Source organism: Myroides sp. C6-3 (genome assembly GCF_050522425.1).
In the GTDB taxonomy this organism is placed as follows: Bacteria; Bacteroidota; Bacteroidia; order Flavobacteriales; family Flavobacteriaceae; genus Flavobacterium.
The window spans coordinates 14,481-29,113 of sequence record NZ_JBMVQP010000008.1; the positions used below are offsets into that span (position 1 = coordinate 14,481).

Sequence of the window (14,633 nt, forward strand, 5' to 3'; positions counted from 1 at the left end):
AAAAAAGTTTTACTAAAAGGATAGTAAAACTTTTTAAGTATAGTAAAAATACGGTTTTATTTCAAATATTAATATATTAATTCAATCCAACCGGTATAAACTCCGGTAAGTCCTTCAAAGTAATACCAGTACGTTCCACTTGGTAGCTTTTTATTTCCATTGGACTGTCCTTGCCATTCTTTGGTATATCCTCCGGTTTTCTTGTATACTTCAATACCATATCGATTAAAGATCTTTAGGTTCACTACGCCATAGGGAGTTAAATCCCATACATCATTGATTTGATCTCCATTAGGCGAAATTCCCTTCGGAATGAAACAACCTTCGGTGGTGATGGTAAAACTATTTTCAAAAGCACAAGTGTTTAACTCCGGTGCATCGTAGGGCTTTGTAGCGTGAATGTAAATTGTTTTTGGTCCATAGAAAGTACTTTCAGCCGTATTTGCTTCGAGTGTTTTTCCTTGACCATTTGCTTCTAAATAATAGGCATAACCTTCTGGTAAATCTGGTAATCTATAAGGTTCGCATTCAGTGTTGAGCTGATTTTCTATTCTAAATCGGGGAATTGAGTGTAAGCGAATTTCGGAAAAAACAAAACATTCATTTACATCACTGATTTTTACTGTGATTACCCGATCCTCATTATAGTCAACTAAGTAGGCTGAAGGATCTTCAATTTCATTGCTATTTTGTTCTGCATCAACAAGACTTGTAAAAAATTGTACTTTGTATTTCTCTTTGTCTTTTTGCTGTAATAAAGTAGAAATCGTTTGTTCTAAATTATATACAATCCCCGTATTAGATTCTATTCCGCAAAATTCTGAATAGGTAAATGCAGTTGAAGTGATACCTAAGTCATTTACAACTAAATGAATCGGTATTTCCACGGGGCATTTGCCATTAATGTTCATATGAAGGGTTATTTTTTTGCCATCTGTGGTGTAATTTTTAGGTGTATTTATGACTGTGGGTACTCCTTCAACGGCCTCGAAGTAGGTAAATGAAATAGGATTAATATGCCCTTCTTGTAGTCGAGATTCAAATTTGGTTAAATCAAATGTAGCTACCTTTTTGTTGTTTTTAATTTCGGTAAAACACAAAGCATATTTCAATTCTTCTTCAGGTACTTTTGGCTCTTCATTAGCAATTAAAGTAATTTCTATCGTTTTTACATATAAACCATTGTCTCTTTTAAAACGCGCATAAATTTTCTTGGGACTATCTTCAACAGTTACTTCAAAAGGAGAAGGCAATATATTTGTTGCGAGTCTATCTCGTGCATCATCAATAGATTCAAAAAAATCAATGACAAATGTATTGTTGATATTGTTGATTTCACGTTTGATTGACTCAAGATCAAAAAGTTCCTTTTTATCGTAGTTTATATCACATTTTTCATAGGTTTTTCCTAAAATATCACAGTTTAATACGGCATCACCACCAAAGGATAAAGTGAATCCTGAGTCTTCAGGTGACCATCGATTGATCGCAATCAGGATTCCATCTCCAGGTTGAACGTCATAGTAGCGAACAAAGCCCGGTACCGTTGCTGCTCCTGTGCCTGGTCGAACCCCTGGGGCCTCGCATAAAAGGGTCTCCGTTAGGGATAAACCGATATCGTATAATTGGGTGTTTACTCCATCATTTTGAGATCCGCGATCACCAGGACCAAGGTTTTCAAAATCGGGATTTTGCCAAGATGCAAAATCATAGTCCACCGGTCCTTCAGGACTGATTGTAAATGTAAAGGTACTACCAGATTCAATCTCTACAAAAAAGAGAGCAAGGGAGCTAGTCAATGGACTAAAAGGACCACTACACGGTGTTAGTAAATCGTTATAGCTCGTATTCTGTGGTGTTTCTCCTACAATTTGTTGATTTGAACAAATGAGAATAACATCTTCTGGATTTATTCTTTGAGAATATATTAAATTAGAGCAAATTAATAATATAAGCAGATAAAAATTTCTCATATAAATTTTATTTTAAACGATCGAATAGTAAATATAATTTAATTTTAACTTAAAATTAGCATTTGAATCAAATTTTTTTAAATTATTATTTATACTGATAAATTGTAGGTAATTTTGTTTTTTCAAATTCTGTACCGTGCAAACGACCATTACTTTATTTACTCCGCCCTTTACCCAGTTGAATACACCTTATCCTGCAACTGCTTATATTAAGGGTTTTTTGAATACGCTAAATATCTCCAGCTACCACAGTGATTTGGGGATTGAAGTTATTTTGCGCTTGTTTAGCAAAGAGGGATTAACGCGTTTGTTCGATCACATTCATGCGGTTGTACAAGAAGTGAATGGCAATACACATCGTATGTTAGCTTTAGAAACAGAGTATATTGCAACGATTGATGCTGTAATTAAGTTTTTGCAAGGGAAAAATCCCACTTTTGCTCATACCATTATCAAGGAGGATTTCCTACCAAGGGCCTCTCGATTTGATCAACTGGAAGAATTGGAATGGGCCTTTGGCTCTATGGGAATTCAAGATCAAGCCAAGCATTTAGCAACGTTGTATTTAGAGGATATTGCCGATTTAATTGTCGATACAATTGATCCTCATTTTGGTTTTAGTCGTTATGCGGAGCGATTGGGGCGATCGGCTCATACGTTTGACGAATTGTATGAATCATTGCAACAACCGTTGACGTTTATTGATGAACTGACTCTTGAGCTTTTAGCTCCAATTATAGCGCATTCAAATCCCAAAATTGTAGGATTTTCCGTACCGTTTCCAGGGAACTTATACAGTGCTTTTCGCTGTGCACAATGGATCAGAAAAAATCATCCAGCAATAAAGATTACTATGGGGGGTGGATACCCCAACACAGAATTGCGTTCTTTAAGTGATGCAAGAGTTTTTGAGTTTTTCGATTTTATTACGTTGGATGACGGTGAGGCGCCGCTAGAAAATTTAATTCTACATGTGGAAGGGAAAATCTCCCAAGCCGAGTTAAAGCGAACTTTTGTGTGTGCAAATGGTGAAGTGGTTTATATCAATAATCCATTAAAGCGCGATTATAAACAAGCAGAGGTAGGTACACCAGATTATACAGATCTTAAACTCAATGATTATATTTCAGTGATTGAAGTAGTCAATCCTATGCATCGTATGTGGAGTGACGGACGTTGGAATAAATTAACCATGGCACATGGTTGTTATTGGGGGAAATGTACGTTTTGTGATATCAGTTTAGATTATATTAAAGTGTATGAACCTGTTGCAGCCAAATTAATTGTCGATCGCATGGAAACGCTGATTGAACAAACAGGTGAAACGGGATTTCACTTTGTCGATGAAGCTGCTCCACCAGCCTTAATGCGAGAGGTGGCGTTGGAAATTATTCGCCGAAAAATCACAGTTTCTTGGTGGACGAATATCCGCTTTGAGAAAAGTTTTACCCGCGATTTGTGCTTGTTGTTAAAGGCTTCTGGCTGTATTGCTGTATCAGGTGGATTAGAAGTAGCTTCTGATCGTTTACTCAAACTGATTGAAAAAGGAGTTACAGTAGAGCAAGTGGCTCGTGTTAACCGAAATTTTACGGAAGCGGGCATCTTAGTACATGCGTATTTAATGTATGGTTTTCCGACACAAACGGCTCAAGAAACAATTGACAGTTTGGAAATGGTACGCCAATTGTTTGAAGCAGGTATTATGCAATCTGGTTTTTGGCATCAATTTGCAATGACTGCACATTCTCCCGTGGGAATGAACCCAGAGGAGTATAAGGTTATTGCACAGAAACAAGAAACAAGTGCTTTTGCTAATAACGATGTACCCCATGTTGAAATGAACGGAGCGATTCACGACAAGTTTTCCTTCGGATTAAAGAAGTCGTTGTTTAATTTTATGCATGGCATGTGTTTGGATTGGCCACTCAATGAATGGTTCGACTTCAAAGTACCTCGTACCTCTATTCGCCCAGATTATATTGTATCTTGTCTAGAAAACGAGTTGTTCCCAACGTATAGAGGAAATCAAAAAATCATTTGGTTGGGTACCTATCCCTATAAAGAATACTTCGAGAAAAAGAAAAAAGGAAACGTTTTTGAAATGGTTAACTTGATTTTTTATACGAAGAATGATACAATTACCATCAGTTTGGATCGAGAAGAAGGAGATTGGTTTGCCTCTTTTATTGAAGAGCTAAAAGGAGGCACGACGCAAACTAAAACGTACCAAGAGATGAAAACGAGTTTTGAAGCAACTTGTTCTACTGACTTTGAACTGTTTTGGTACTCAAAGCCAGTACAACAATTGCGTGAAATGGCTTTACTTGTGGTGTAAGTAAAGTAACTTTTAGTTTGAGGGTTATTTCTTTTCGAATAGATATAAGCGAATTTCCGTATACAGAATAACGAGGATGGAACCTCCAGCAACAAAAATCATTTCTGTTGGTTGGTAATACGTATGGGGGAAGATCGCAAAGTAGAATAGCAAATTGCTAGCGAGCATCAACATACCTAAACTGAGCATCAATCGACCACTTAGTTTTTGAGCGAAATCCCAATTTTCTTGGTTCTTCATACTTCGCGGTGTACGGTAGCCTACTGGTCCAATATGCTTACAATATGGCATAACTATACCTATAATAAGGTAAATGGCAGGTAATAGAAAGTAAGGTAAAAGTGTGTTATCTGACATAAATAGTTACTTATCGGTTTGTATAAAAGTTGCGATCGTCGACGCAAGTTCAGGGTGTAAAGGAAAGGAAGGATCTCCATAACTCTTCATGTTATCTTCGTCTTTATCTAGTTGTTTTAGTACGTGATTCATGTTTTGCAAGGTCACGCGTTTAGCCTTTGGATTCGCTTGACTCAACAAATCTCCTTGTCTTAAAGAAACCTGTAGATCTTTATCTCCATCAATAATCAAGACCGGTTGTTTTATTTTTTGTATCTCCACACACGGATCATATTGCATCCAAGAAATTAAGTATGGTTGAACACTTGGGCGATACAATGACAATAGCATCGGTAAAACATCATCTACTTGTTGTCCCTTTTTTAGAGAAGCATTGATTCGTTTGACCTGATCACCTAACGCCGGTAGTTGCTTGACTACTTGTTCATAAATGATTTGATCTGCAGCTACGCCAGGACTTTGCAAGGCAACGTATTGGGTTACTTTGTTTGATGTATTGGCTAAGATATTGGCAACTAAAGCACCTTCACTATGACCTACTAGCGTAATTTTAGGATATGTGGTAGAAAAATGATCGACAAGTAAGGCTAAATCATTCACCCCATCTTCAAATCGTTCCTCTTCTTCTTTTATGGGAATATTTAATTTTAATTGTGTAATAAAACGCTTGTCATAAGTAAATACATCAAGACCTTGCACAACCAAAGCTTTCGCTAGCAATTGATAAGAATTGCTTTTTATTTTTAATCCTGCAAAGCTATTTCCATTTCGATTCGTTGGCCCAGACCCAGGAACGATGATTACGAGGTTGTCGCTTTGAGCTGCAGAAGTATATAAATCACCAAGTAAATGAGTGTCAATTGCAACCTCTGTTATTTGAGAAGTTTGAGCAAAACCTAGTATAGCACCTAACGTAGTTAATACATAGATAAAGAAGTGTAATAAGGCTTTCATATTAGTATAAGTTAGTTAAAGAAGGAATACATAATTCGACCAGTAAAACTGAGAGTGCAAACAAAATGAGATGTGCTTTTTTCTTTAGATGGGTAGCTGTCTTGAACCCTTGATATAAATAACGACTAAAGAGGATACACAGTAAAACAATAAAAGCACCTAACGTAATATGCAAAAACATCAATAGAAAATCACCGCCCATTTTCTGATCTTCTTTCACTTGTTCTTCTAGGTTAATTAGAAGATCCATAACATAATCAAGGGGAATAATCAGTAAAGGAGATAAGGCTATTTTGGCGATGAGTACGGTATTGAATATGTCAATGAATCTCGTTTTCTCATTGATGTAATAGCCTAGTAAAAAGAGTGCTAAAGTCAAGGCAAACGCACTAATTCCAAAATCGGAAATGGACTGTAACAACGTAGGAGGTACAGTTACACTCTTTACCTGTAAGGAGGAAAATAGACGGAGATTCCTTGTCAGTTGCAGTAAACAGCCAAGAAAGGCCATACTTAGTCCAATAAGTAGTAGTCGCTTTTCCTGCGCATATACAAAAGGTTGCAGTATGAGTTTTTTCATTTTCTAATGGTTAGTATAAATATACAAGCAGTTTAGATCCCATCTCAGCTAGTATAACCACAACAAGAAGTAAAACATGATGAGAAGCTTGTTTGGCGTTGGTTGCATTTTTGTAACCCCTATAAAGTAAGAATCCCATGAGAACTAAGGCTAATAAAGTAACTAATCCCCCTAGTACAAGTATAGCAATATTGAATACAGGCAGTTCATTTAGCACTGACGGATTGTGTATATTATCGATGAGGAACTCTGATGTTTCTTGATTGATGTTTCCAATGTTTGTTAACGGTGCAAAATAAAGGGGAATTCTACAAATAAGTGCTACGTTTAGAATATCGATAAAGCGTGCTTTAGTTGGTAAAAAACGCGAAAGTAGAAATAAAAATACGGCTAAACATAGTGTATTGATTCCATTGTCTATAAACGGTTGATACCACTTGATGGTACTGGTGAAGTGTACGTCTAATACCCCATCGAATCGAGTGTTAGTAAAATAAGCAATAGTCGAAGCAACTAGAAGGATTACTATACCAATGATAAAGAGTTGTCTTTCTTGAATCGTTTCGAATGGTCGAGTAAAAGTATTTTTCATAAAGGTTGGTGTTGTGTTAAAGGTTGGTTGACTTGGTTATAGGTTTTGTAGTTTTTTGATGTGTTCGATCATATCATCTAGTTTGTTTCGTACAGTCGGATAACTAATATTCATCTGTTGAGCCATTTGTTTTAAACTTCCACTGTATAGAAAAAACTGCAAAATAAAATCCTGTTCCTCTTGTGTTAGTTGAGAAAGTAAAGGCAAATTAAATTGCCCGCCTACGCTTGTCTCACAATTTTCACAGGCAAGTTGGGTAACGTGTAATTTGTTTGCACAACTCGGACAATGGGTAGGTAATTTGTGTTTTGTTTTCAAATTGTTTAATTTTATATAAGTCAAATTTAATAAAATTTATTTTAATATCAATATTTTTTATTTAAAAGAGAGAAGAAAGAGGAAATTGGAGTTCAGCGAAAATTGAAACGTAGTGAAGATTTATCGAACTCCAAAATAAAATATAAACCTAATGAGATAGGTCGCATCCCCTAAATCAGTTTTCGTTTATTGAGTTCGATGAATCTACGCTTCGCTCCGATTTGCACTACGCTTCGATTTCTCCTACGTCGAGGTGACATACGAACCGAAGACTTAACTGTAATAAAATATTGTTACTCTCCCTAACTTTTGCAGCTGATCTGAAATAACGTCTCTCAACGAACAACAACCGTCCTTTTTACAAAAAAAGGTATGAATTACAAGTAATCCATACCTTTTTTACATAAGTAAAATAATATTATTTATAAAAAACCTCTTTCTTGCCTAATATAGTAGTAGTGATTTAAAGCAAAGTAAATGTTTTTTTGGCTGTTGTAATCGTTAGCACAAGAAAGAGGAAGAAATAATAATAATTGAAATTATTTTTGAATATAGTTTTGATTGATTTTCTGATTTAATTTCTCTAATACAGATTCCGTATGCACAATTGTATAAAGTACACAGAAGATATTCGCTGTGATCATGATTGCTTGTTGTGTTTGTATAGCGTACTCAAGCTGAGTCAAGGTATAATTCAAACAGATTAAGAATGAACTTGCAGCTAACAACGATGAGCTACTCGTTCGCTGTGCAACGCGCCAATGCTTATCGTCTTTGATTGCATTGTGACTTCTATATCCAATAAGATGTATTTGTTTTGTATGAAAAAGCAAATTTAGTAAGCCTATTATACCTAATAGGACAGGGAATAAATATAGAATAGTCATGTGTAGTAGTTTTTGTGTTGTTTGGTATTTGCTAAAATAAACAAAAAATTAACTTAAACTTAATATTTGAATGTGAAAAGAAAGAATTATTTGTTTTTTACTATTTTAAGGAATAAGAAGGTTTATTTTCTTTTGCTTTAAGTTTAGTGTTGGTTTTATTATTGTTATTTCAATAAAATCGAGTATTTTGTATTGAAATTATTTTTGTCTGTTGTAAAAAAAGGAATTATTACTCCATAAAAAAAGCCCACTTCTTAAAAAGTGAGCTTTATTATAACTATTTGAAAACAATTAATTTACAGGTTCAGAACTTGGTTCATGAATTTTTCTACTTCCTCAGAAGCGAAGTCAACGCCACCTACGATACGTTGAATCATATTGCCTTTTTTATCAAAAATTACAGTTGTTGGTATAGAAGAACCTAAATAGGTACTTGATATGGTTTGAGCAGGGGTATAGATCGGTAGATCTAAATTTCGTTTATCCATAAAGGCTTTCGCTTTATCATATTTACCATCGATATCGACGAGGAGAAAGACAACATCTTTGCCCTTCATTTTGTTTTTTAATGTCTGAATAGATGGCATTTCTTTGATACAAGGTGGGCACCAAGTAGCCCAAAAGTTGACAAATACGACCTTTCCCTGTAGAGAACTCAAAGAAACTTTAGTTCCATTAGCATCGAAAAATACGGCATCTGTTGTTTGAGTATTGACGGTTGCTGCTTGTTTTTGTTGGGCAGATACAGCAGTTGAAGTACCTATACCCAAAGTGATAGCTAAAGCTATCCCAACAAGACGTTGTCTGATGTTTTGATAGAATTGCATAGTTTTAAAATTATTTTTTTGTGTTTTTCATTTCTTCAGAAGGCTTGTTGATCACTAAATCAGTTGGCTGAAGTGCTCCAAATATTTCAGTGAGTGTATCCTGTTGAACACCGAGTTCTACCGGTACACGCAGGAGGCTATTATCTGCTTTTTTGGTAATGACAAAATTGCCTGATTGCGTATTGAGGATACTTTTTGTCGCTACCCAAAGCGTGGGTTGTTTGCGTTGAAGGTTTAGCTGTACTTGGGCATAGTCTCCTCCTTGCAATTTTTTGTCTTTGTTAGCGATGTCAAATTCTAGCGTTAAGGAGCGGTCTTGTTGATTTAAAACGCCGGATGTTCTAGAGAGTTGAGCCGTAAAAGATTCACCTGGATAAGCACTAAGGCTAAAAGTTGCTGTAGTCGCTTCTGGGATTGCACCTGCGTGTTTTTCTGGAATAGACAAAGTCAAACGCAATTTGTCGTTTTGTGCCATTTCAAAAATTGGGGTATTTGCTGCTCCTCCCACAAGTGAACCTGCGGACAAATTGCGTCGGGTGATAATTCCGTCAAAAGGAGCTACAATACGCAAATAATCCTGTAATTGATGTGATTGTGCTGTACTCGCTTTAGCGGATTCAAAAGCTGATTTAGCACTTTGCATGCTACTTTGTGCGCGATCTAATTCTACTTGAGCTACTGCACCTGTTGTTTTAGCGGCTTCTACTAAGCGATCGTATATTTGCTTAGCTAAGAGGTAGTCGCTGTGAGCTTTGTCTTGAATGGATCGATCAGATAACGCGCGTTGATTCATTTCTGGCGCTTCTAAAAGAGCGAGTAATTGTCCTTTTTTGACATAGTCCCCGCGTTCCACATATAAGTGTTTTATAAAACCACTCACTTTGGCATACAAAGCTACCTGTTCGTATGGTTTTATTTCTCCGGGTACAGTTAGGGTATAGATTGGATTTAACGCTTGCAAAGCTGTAGTGCTTAAATCGATGGACGCAAGAGGTTTTGAATCCGTTGGTTCTGCAGTAACTTGCTCTTTACATGCCGTTGCAAAAAGAGCAGTTCCGAATAGAGCGATAGATAAAATAAAATATCGTTTCATAATGAAGGTATTAAAAATCAAAATTAAAGGGTTTCAATGGAGTGAAATTTACTTTTTGGATCATCAGGATCTAAAGAAGGATCAACTAAGGTTGCCTTGCTCATCGTTGAGGTAAAGAAGTGTGGAAGTAACAATAAGATCGTTATCGTTGAGGCAATTAATCCTCCAATAACAGCTTGCCCCAGCGGAGCTACTTGTTCACCACCATCTCCTAGTCCTAATGACATAGGTAACATCCCTGCCACCATAGCAGCTGCTGTCATTAATACAGGACGCAATCGAGAAGAGGCTGCTAAACGAGCGGCATTCACGGTACGCAGTCTCATCTCCTTTCGATAGTATTCTGCCTGATTGATCAACAATACTGCATTGGAAACCGATACCCCAATGGACATGATAATTCCCATATAAGACTGTAAGTTTAAGGTACTTCCACTGAGAGATAACAGCACTAAACTTCCCGCTATTACAGCAGGTAAAACCGATAATATAACCAAAGGCAGTCGGAAAGATTGATAGTACGCAGAGAGCATTAAGTAAATCGTAATGACAGCTACACCTAATCCAATCAATAAGTTGCCAAGAGTTTCATCTAATAGATTGAGTGTTCCTTCAGTCCAAACAATGGTTCCTCTTGGTGGTTCTCCTACATTAGCAATGGCTTTCTTAACCGCTTTGGACGCTGATCCTAGATCTTTATCGTGGATGTTAGCAATAACCGTTACATAGCGATTGGGTCCTTTTCGGTTGACTTGTGCCGCCTCGTTAACTCTGTTTACTGTTGCTACATCTTCTAATATAGGACGTAAGTGGCCTTTTTTCAAGGGTAACGCTTTTAATTTTTCAGCACTGTCGATGGTTCCTTCAGGAATTTGTACTTGTACCTGGAACACTAATCCAGAATTAGGGTCAACCCATAAGTTTTTGTCCGTATAACGCGTGGATGAGGTAGCAGTTGCTAAACTTCGAGTCACATCGCTCATAGTTAGACCAAATTGCCCTAAAAGATCTCTGTTAACCTCAATTTGAAGGGTGGGATAATCAAGGGGTTCTGCAATGCGTATATCGCGTAAATACGGGATTTCTTTTAATTCTTGTTCAATTTTTTTCGCGTGATTTTCCGCCATTTTGATTTGTCGTGCTCCTACTTTGACTTCAATAGGGGTCATCGCTCCTTGTCCCATGATTTTTTCAACCAATTCCATCGGCTCAAAATTGATCAAGACTTCAGGTCTATTTGCACTGACCTTAGCTCTAATTTGCTCTTTGAGATCCATAATGGATCCCGTGTAAATATTTTGATCAATGGCCACTTGTAAAACAGCTTCGTGTGAAGCATTGGTAAATAAAAATATAGGGTTAATCGGTGTCCCAGAAGGGTGCATTCCCACAAAGGAAGAGGTGATAGAAATAGCGTTTTCGGGTACTATTGACGCGATGTCGCTGATGATATCTTTGACTACTTCTTCTGTTTTTTCAATGCGACTTCCTTTAGGGGCTTCAATTCGAATTTGAAAATCACCGCTATTTGAAGTCGGCATAATATCGGTTCCAATAAACTGAAGCAATACAGCAATACAACCTACAGCAATGAAAATATAACCAACGAAAAGAGCACGTGATCGCTTGTGCCAGTTGCGCACTACTTGGGAGTAACGCAAACGGAATTTCTCGAAAAACTTGCGTTGTCTCTTGGTTTTTTTATCATAGATAGCCAAGTGTTTGTTTTTCATTAACCAATTGGCTAAGATCGGAACAAACGTTTGAGAAGCTAAAAAAGAAAAAATCATCGCAAAAGCCACCGCTAACGACAGCGGCATAAACATGTCTCGAGGTATCCCCGTCATAATAAAAGCAGGTGTTAATACAGCGAGAATACACAGTAAAATTAACAACTTGGGAATAGAGATTTCCAATAAGGCATCTAAAATAGCTTGCGCTTTGGATTTGCCCATTTCAAAATGTTGATGGATGTTTTCTATGGTTACTGTGGCTTCGTCGACGAGAATACCAATGGAAAGAGCAAGCCCACTCAACGTCATAATATTGATGGTCTGTCCCATGAAATATAAAGCGGCAACGGCAGATAAAATAGCAACAGGAATGGTTAGAATTACAATAATAGCTCCACGTGTATCTCCCAAGAAAAGGAAAATCATTAATCCAGTGAATAGCGCACCTAAGATTCCTTCGTGAATCAAATTCGTCAAGGAACGCTCAATATATTTGGATTGATCAAATTCATAGCGAATAGAAACATCCTCAGGTAGGGTATTTTCTAAGAGAGGAAGAGAGGCTTTTAAATTTTTCACGACATCAATGGTAGAAGCGTCCGCTTTTTTAATGATGGGTAAGTACACGGAACGCGTTCCATTAATTAGGGCGTATCCTGTAGTTTGATCAGCGGCATCAATTACTTGAGCAACGTCTTTCACGTAAATAGTTCGGTCCGCTGTAGTGCGTACAGGAGTATGAAGGAAAACTTCTGGATTCGTTGCGATTGAATTGATAGGAGCCATGAGGTTTTGTTCTCCAATACGAATATTTCCAGCGGGAGAAGGGTGGCTGTTTTTGGTAATAGCTAGCGTAATTTCCTCTGGACTTAGCCCATGCGCCTGCATGGCATGTGGATCAATATTGACAATAATAGAACGCACATTCCCTCCAAAAGGAGCGGGTGCTGTTACACCTGGAATTTCCACGAACATAGGTCTAATTCTCGTTTGAACCATGGTTTGTAGTTCAGTAATTGAACGCTGGGGACTTTCAAAAACCAATTGACCCACAGGAAGTGAACTTCCATCAAAGCGAACCACCATCGGGGGAACAGCTCCGGTAGGTAAAAAGCCCATCGCACGAGATACTTGAGTGGATACCTCTCCCGCCGCTTGTGCCATATCGGTACCGGGATAAAAAGAAAGTTTCATCAAGGTCAGTCCTTGAACACTTTTAAAATCAATGTTTTGTACACCTCCAACAAAGAGGAGTACTTTCTGAAATTCATTGGCCATAAATCCATCCATATAAGCAGGAGATAAACCGCCATATGGCATGGCTATATAGATTGATGGAAGCTCTATTTCAGGGAAGATATCGACATTGATTTTCTTAATAGAGTTAATCGATAAGAAACCCAGTGCCATCACAAGGATTAAAATGACAATAGGCTTTCTTAAGGCAAATCTGATAAGATTCATAGGTAGTCTATATTATAAGTTAGTAAATAAAAAGTCGAAATTGGCCTTTAATGTGGCGGTTGATACGAGCTGTAACCAATAGTGTTGTGCAGCTTCAATATGTGTTTTTTCGGCTTGTTCTAATAATTGCTGTATCTGTAATAGTTCGGTCAACGTAATTAGACCACTTTGATAACGGGCCATATACATAGTATAAGCCTGAGTTGCCTCTTCAACAGCCTGATGGGTTTGCTTGAGTTGGGCTGTTTGTTCTTGGAGTTGAATCTCACTTGCTTCTATATTCGATTGAAGGGCTTGTTCGTAGGTTGCATACTTTTTATCTGCACTTTCTGCTTGTTTACTTAAGGCTTGTTTTTTGTGCTGATTTGTAAATAAAGAAGAAAAATTCCAAGTAATGCCCAGGCCAACCAAATAGTTGTCAACCGAATTGGAAAAACCCTCTTTCCATTGGTTTGACACAGTTTGCGCTTGAATACCACTTCCTCTAAGGGCATAGCCTCCAAGTAGTTTAACACTTGGTAAAGAAGCTCTTGTCATGGATTTACTGCTGTGTTCAAAGTAAGAGGCTTCTTGTTTATACTGTTGCAAGACAGGATGGGTAAAGTCAGTTGTCGATTCGAAAGTTAGCGATTGACTTAAAGCATGGGTTAGAAAATGCTCTATTTGAGCAGTGGTTGTCGCCTCTAAGGATTCGCCAACTAATTCTGCTAATGTAATGTGTGTTGCTTGTTTAACACCCGTCCAGTAATTTTGCTGTCCTGCTGCTTGTAAGTATGAAGAGTGAGCAAGTAAATTATCCGCTTCAGGTTTTAAACCCGAGAGGGTTAGCCCCTTGGTAAGGCGTTCTATATTTTGTAAACGAGCCGCATTTTTTTGCATCCAATCAAAATTAGCAGTTGCATATAAATTTTGGATATAACGGAGCGCAAGTTCTCGTTTCAGTTGAATGAGATAGGCGTCTTTTTGGGCAATGGATTGCTTGTATTGTGCTGTCGCTGCTTTGTTTTCTTGTGCTTGTTTTCCAAAGGCAAAAATCTCCCATTCAATTACGGCTGAACCAAAGGTGTTGAACGTTTGATCGCTTCCGTCTAAGGCAGCTGGGGTTCCACTGACGTTAAAAAAGCCAGATTGTGGAAAAAATGCCCCATTACTTCCTTCAAAAGTACCGTAAGAATTTTGGGCTTGAAATTTTAATTGAGGTAAAGCTTGGCTTTTTATCGCTTGTCTCTGACTTAATTTGGATGAAATTAAAGCTTCCTGTGCTTGTAAGCCAGGGTAGTTTTGTTCTACTTTTTTCCATAAACCATCCAGCGATGGGGAGGAGTGTTCTTGTGCATATAAGGATAAGCTTCCACAGATCAACCACAATAAAGTAGCCGAACGAAAAATCGTTTTCATGAGAAAGAAAATTTGAGGAGATCTAGGATAAATAGACCTCAAGTTGTTGAATTATTTTCACGATAAATAATAGCTATTGTTTAGCGGTGTACTACCACTGCCTGCAATAGTTGAAGTGATTC

Annotated in this window: 12 protein-coding genes; 1 reads left to right on the top strand and 11 read right to left on the bottom strand. The window is 37.4% G+C overall.

What is annotated here, in order from left to right:
• Positions 1 to 68: 68 nt before the first annotated feature.
• The gene (locus ACPDG9_RS04975; RefSeq protein ID WP_430526656.1) at positions 69 to 1,973 is read right to left on the bottom strand and encodes a gliding motility-associated C-terminal domain-containing protein; all 1,905 of its coding nucleotides are present in this window, start codon (positions 1,971 to 1,973) and stop codon (positions 69 to 71) included.
• 136 nt (positions 1,974 to 2,109) lie between these two features.
• Between ACPDG9_RS04975 and ACPDG9_RS04980 the strand changes: the two genes are divergently transcribed.
• Positions 2,110 to 4,308, top strand: coding sequence for a B12-binding domain-containing radical SAM protein (locus ACPDG9_RS04980; RefSeq protein ID WP_430526657.1), 2,199 nt, complete (start codon positions 2,110 to 2,112; stop codon positions 4,306 to 4,308).
• 24 nt (positions 4,309 to 4,332) lie between these two features.
• Here the strand turns inward: ACPDG9_RS04980 and ACPDG9_RS04985 are convergent, their stop codons facing one another.
• The 10 genes from ACPDG9_RS04985 to ACPDG9_RS05030 all read right to left on the bottom strand — a co-directional run bounded on the left by ACPDG9_RS04985 (position 4,333) and on the right by ACPDG9_RS05030 (position 14,511).
• Positions 4,333 to 4,665 carry an SdpI family protein gene (locus ACPDG9_RS04985; protein WP_430526658.1) on the bottom strand — a complete coding sequence of 111 codons (333 nt, stop codon included), beginning with the start codon at positions 4,663 to 4,665 and terminating at the stop codon, positions 4,333 to 4,335.
• A 6-nt stretch (positions 4,666 to 4,671) separates the two neighbouring features.
• Complete coding sequence (locus ACPDG9_RS04990) at positions 4,672 to 5,619, bottom strand: alpha/beta hydrolase (RefSeq protein WP_430526659.1); 948 nt, start codon at positions 5,617 to 5,619, stop codon at positions 4,672 to 4,674.
• 1 nt (position 5,620) lies between these two features.
• A complete protein-coding gene (locus ACPDG9_RS04995) occupies positions 5,621 to 6,199 on the bottom strand; it encodes a hypothetical protein (protein WP_430526660.1) in 579 nt (192 codons plus the stop codon).
• 10 nt (positions 6,200 to 6,209) lie between these two features.
• Entirely contained in the window at positions 6,210 to 6,791 is a 582-nt protein-coding gene (locus tag ACPDG9_RS05000) for a hypothetical protein (protein WP_430526661.1), read from the bottom strand.
• 36 nt (positions 6,792 to 6,827) lie between these two features.
• The gene (locus ACPDG9_RS05005; protein WP_430526662.1) at positions 6,828 to 7,109 is read right to left on the bottom strand and encodes a DUF2089 family protein; all 282 of its coding nucleotides are present in this window, start codon (positions 7,107 to 7,109) and stop codon (positions 6,828 to 6,830) included.
• A 539-nt stretch (positions 7,110 to 7,648) separates the two neighbouring features.
• Complete coding sequence (locus tag ACPDG9_RS05010; protein WP_430526663.1) at positions 7,649 to 7,996, bottom strand: SdpI family protein; 348 nt, start codon at positions 7,994 to 7,996, stop codon at positions 7,649 to 7,651.
• Between the two features lie 296 nt (positions 7,997 to 8,292).
• A complete protein-coding gene (locus ACPDG9_RS05015) occupies positions 8,293 to 8,823 on the bottom strand; it encodes a TlpA family protein disulfide reductase (protein WP_430526664.1) in 531 nt (176 codons plus the stop codon).
• A 10-nt stretch (positions 8,824 to 8,833) separates the two neighbouring features.
• Positions 8,834 to 9,916: an efflux RND transporter periplasmic adaptor subunit gene (locus ACPDG9_RS05020; protein ID WP_430526665.1), complete on the bottom strand. Its 1,083-nt coding sequence runs from the start codon at positions 9,914 to 9,916 to the stop codon at positions 8,834 to 8,836.
• Positions 9,917 to 9,939: 23 nt separating this feature from the next.
• Positions 9,940 to 13,113, bottom strand: coding sequence for an efflux RND transporter permease subunit (locus ACPDG9_RS05025; protein ID WP_430526666.1), 3,174 nt, complete (start codon positions 13,111 to 13,113; stop codon positions 9,940 to 9,942).
• A gap of 12 nt (positions 13,114 to 13,125) precedes the next feature.
• Positions 13,126 to 14,511 carry a TolC family protein gene (locus tag ACPDG9_RS05030; RefSeq protein WP_430526667.1) on the bottom strand — a complete coding sequence of 462 codons (1,386 nt, stop codon included), beginning with the start codon at positions 14,509 to 14,511 and terminating at the stop codon, positions 13,126 to 13,128.
• Between the last annotated feature and the right edge of the window lie 122 nt (positions 14,512 to 14,633).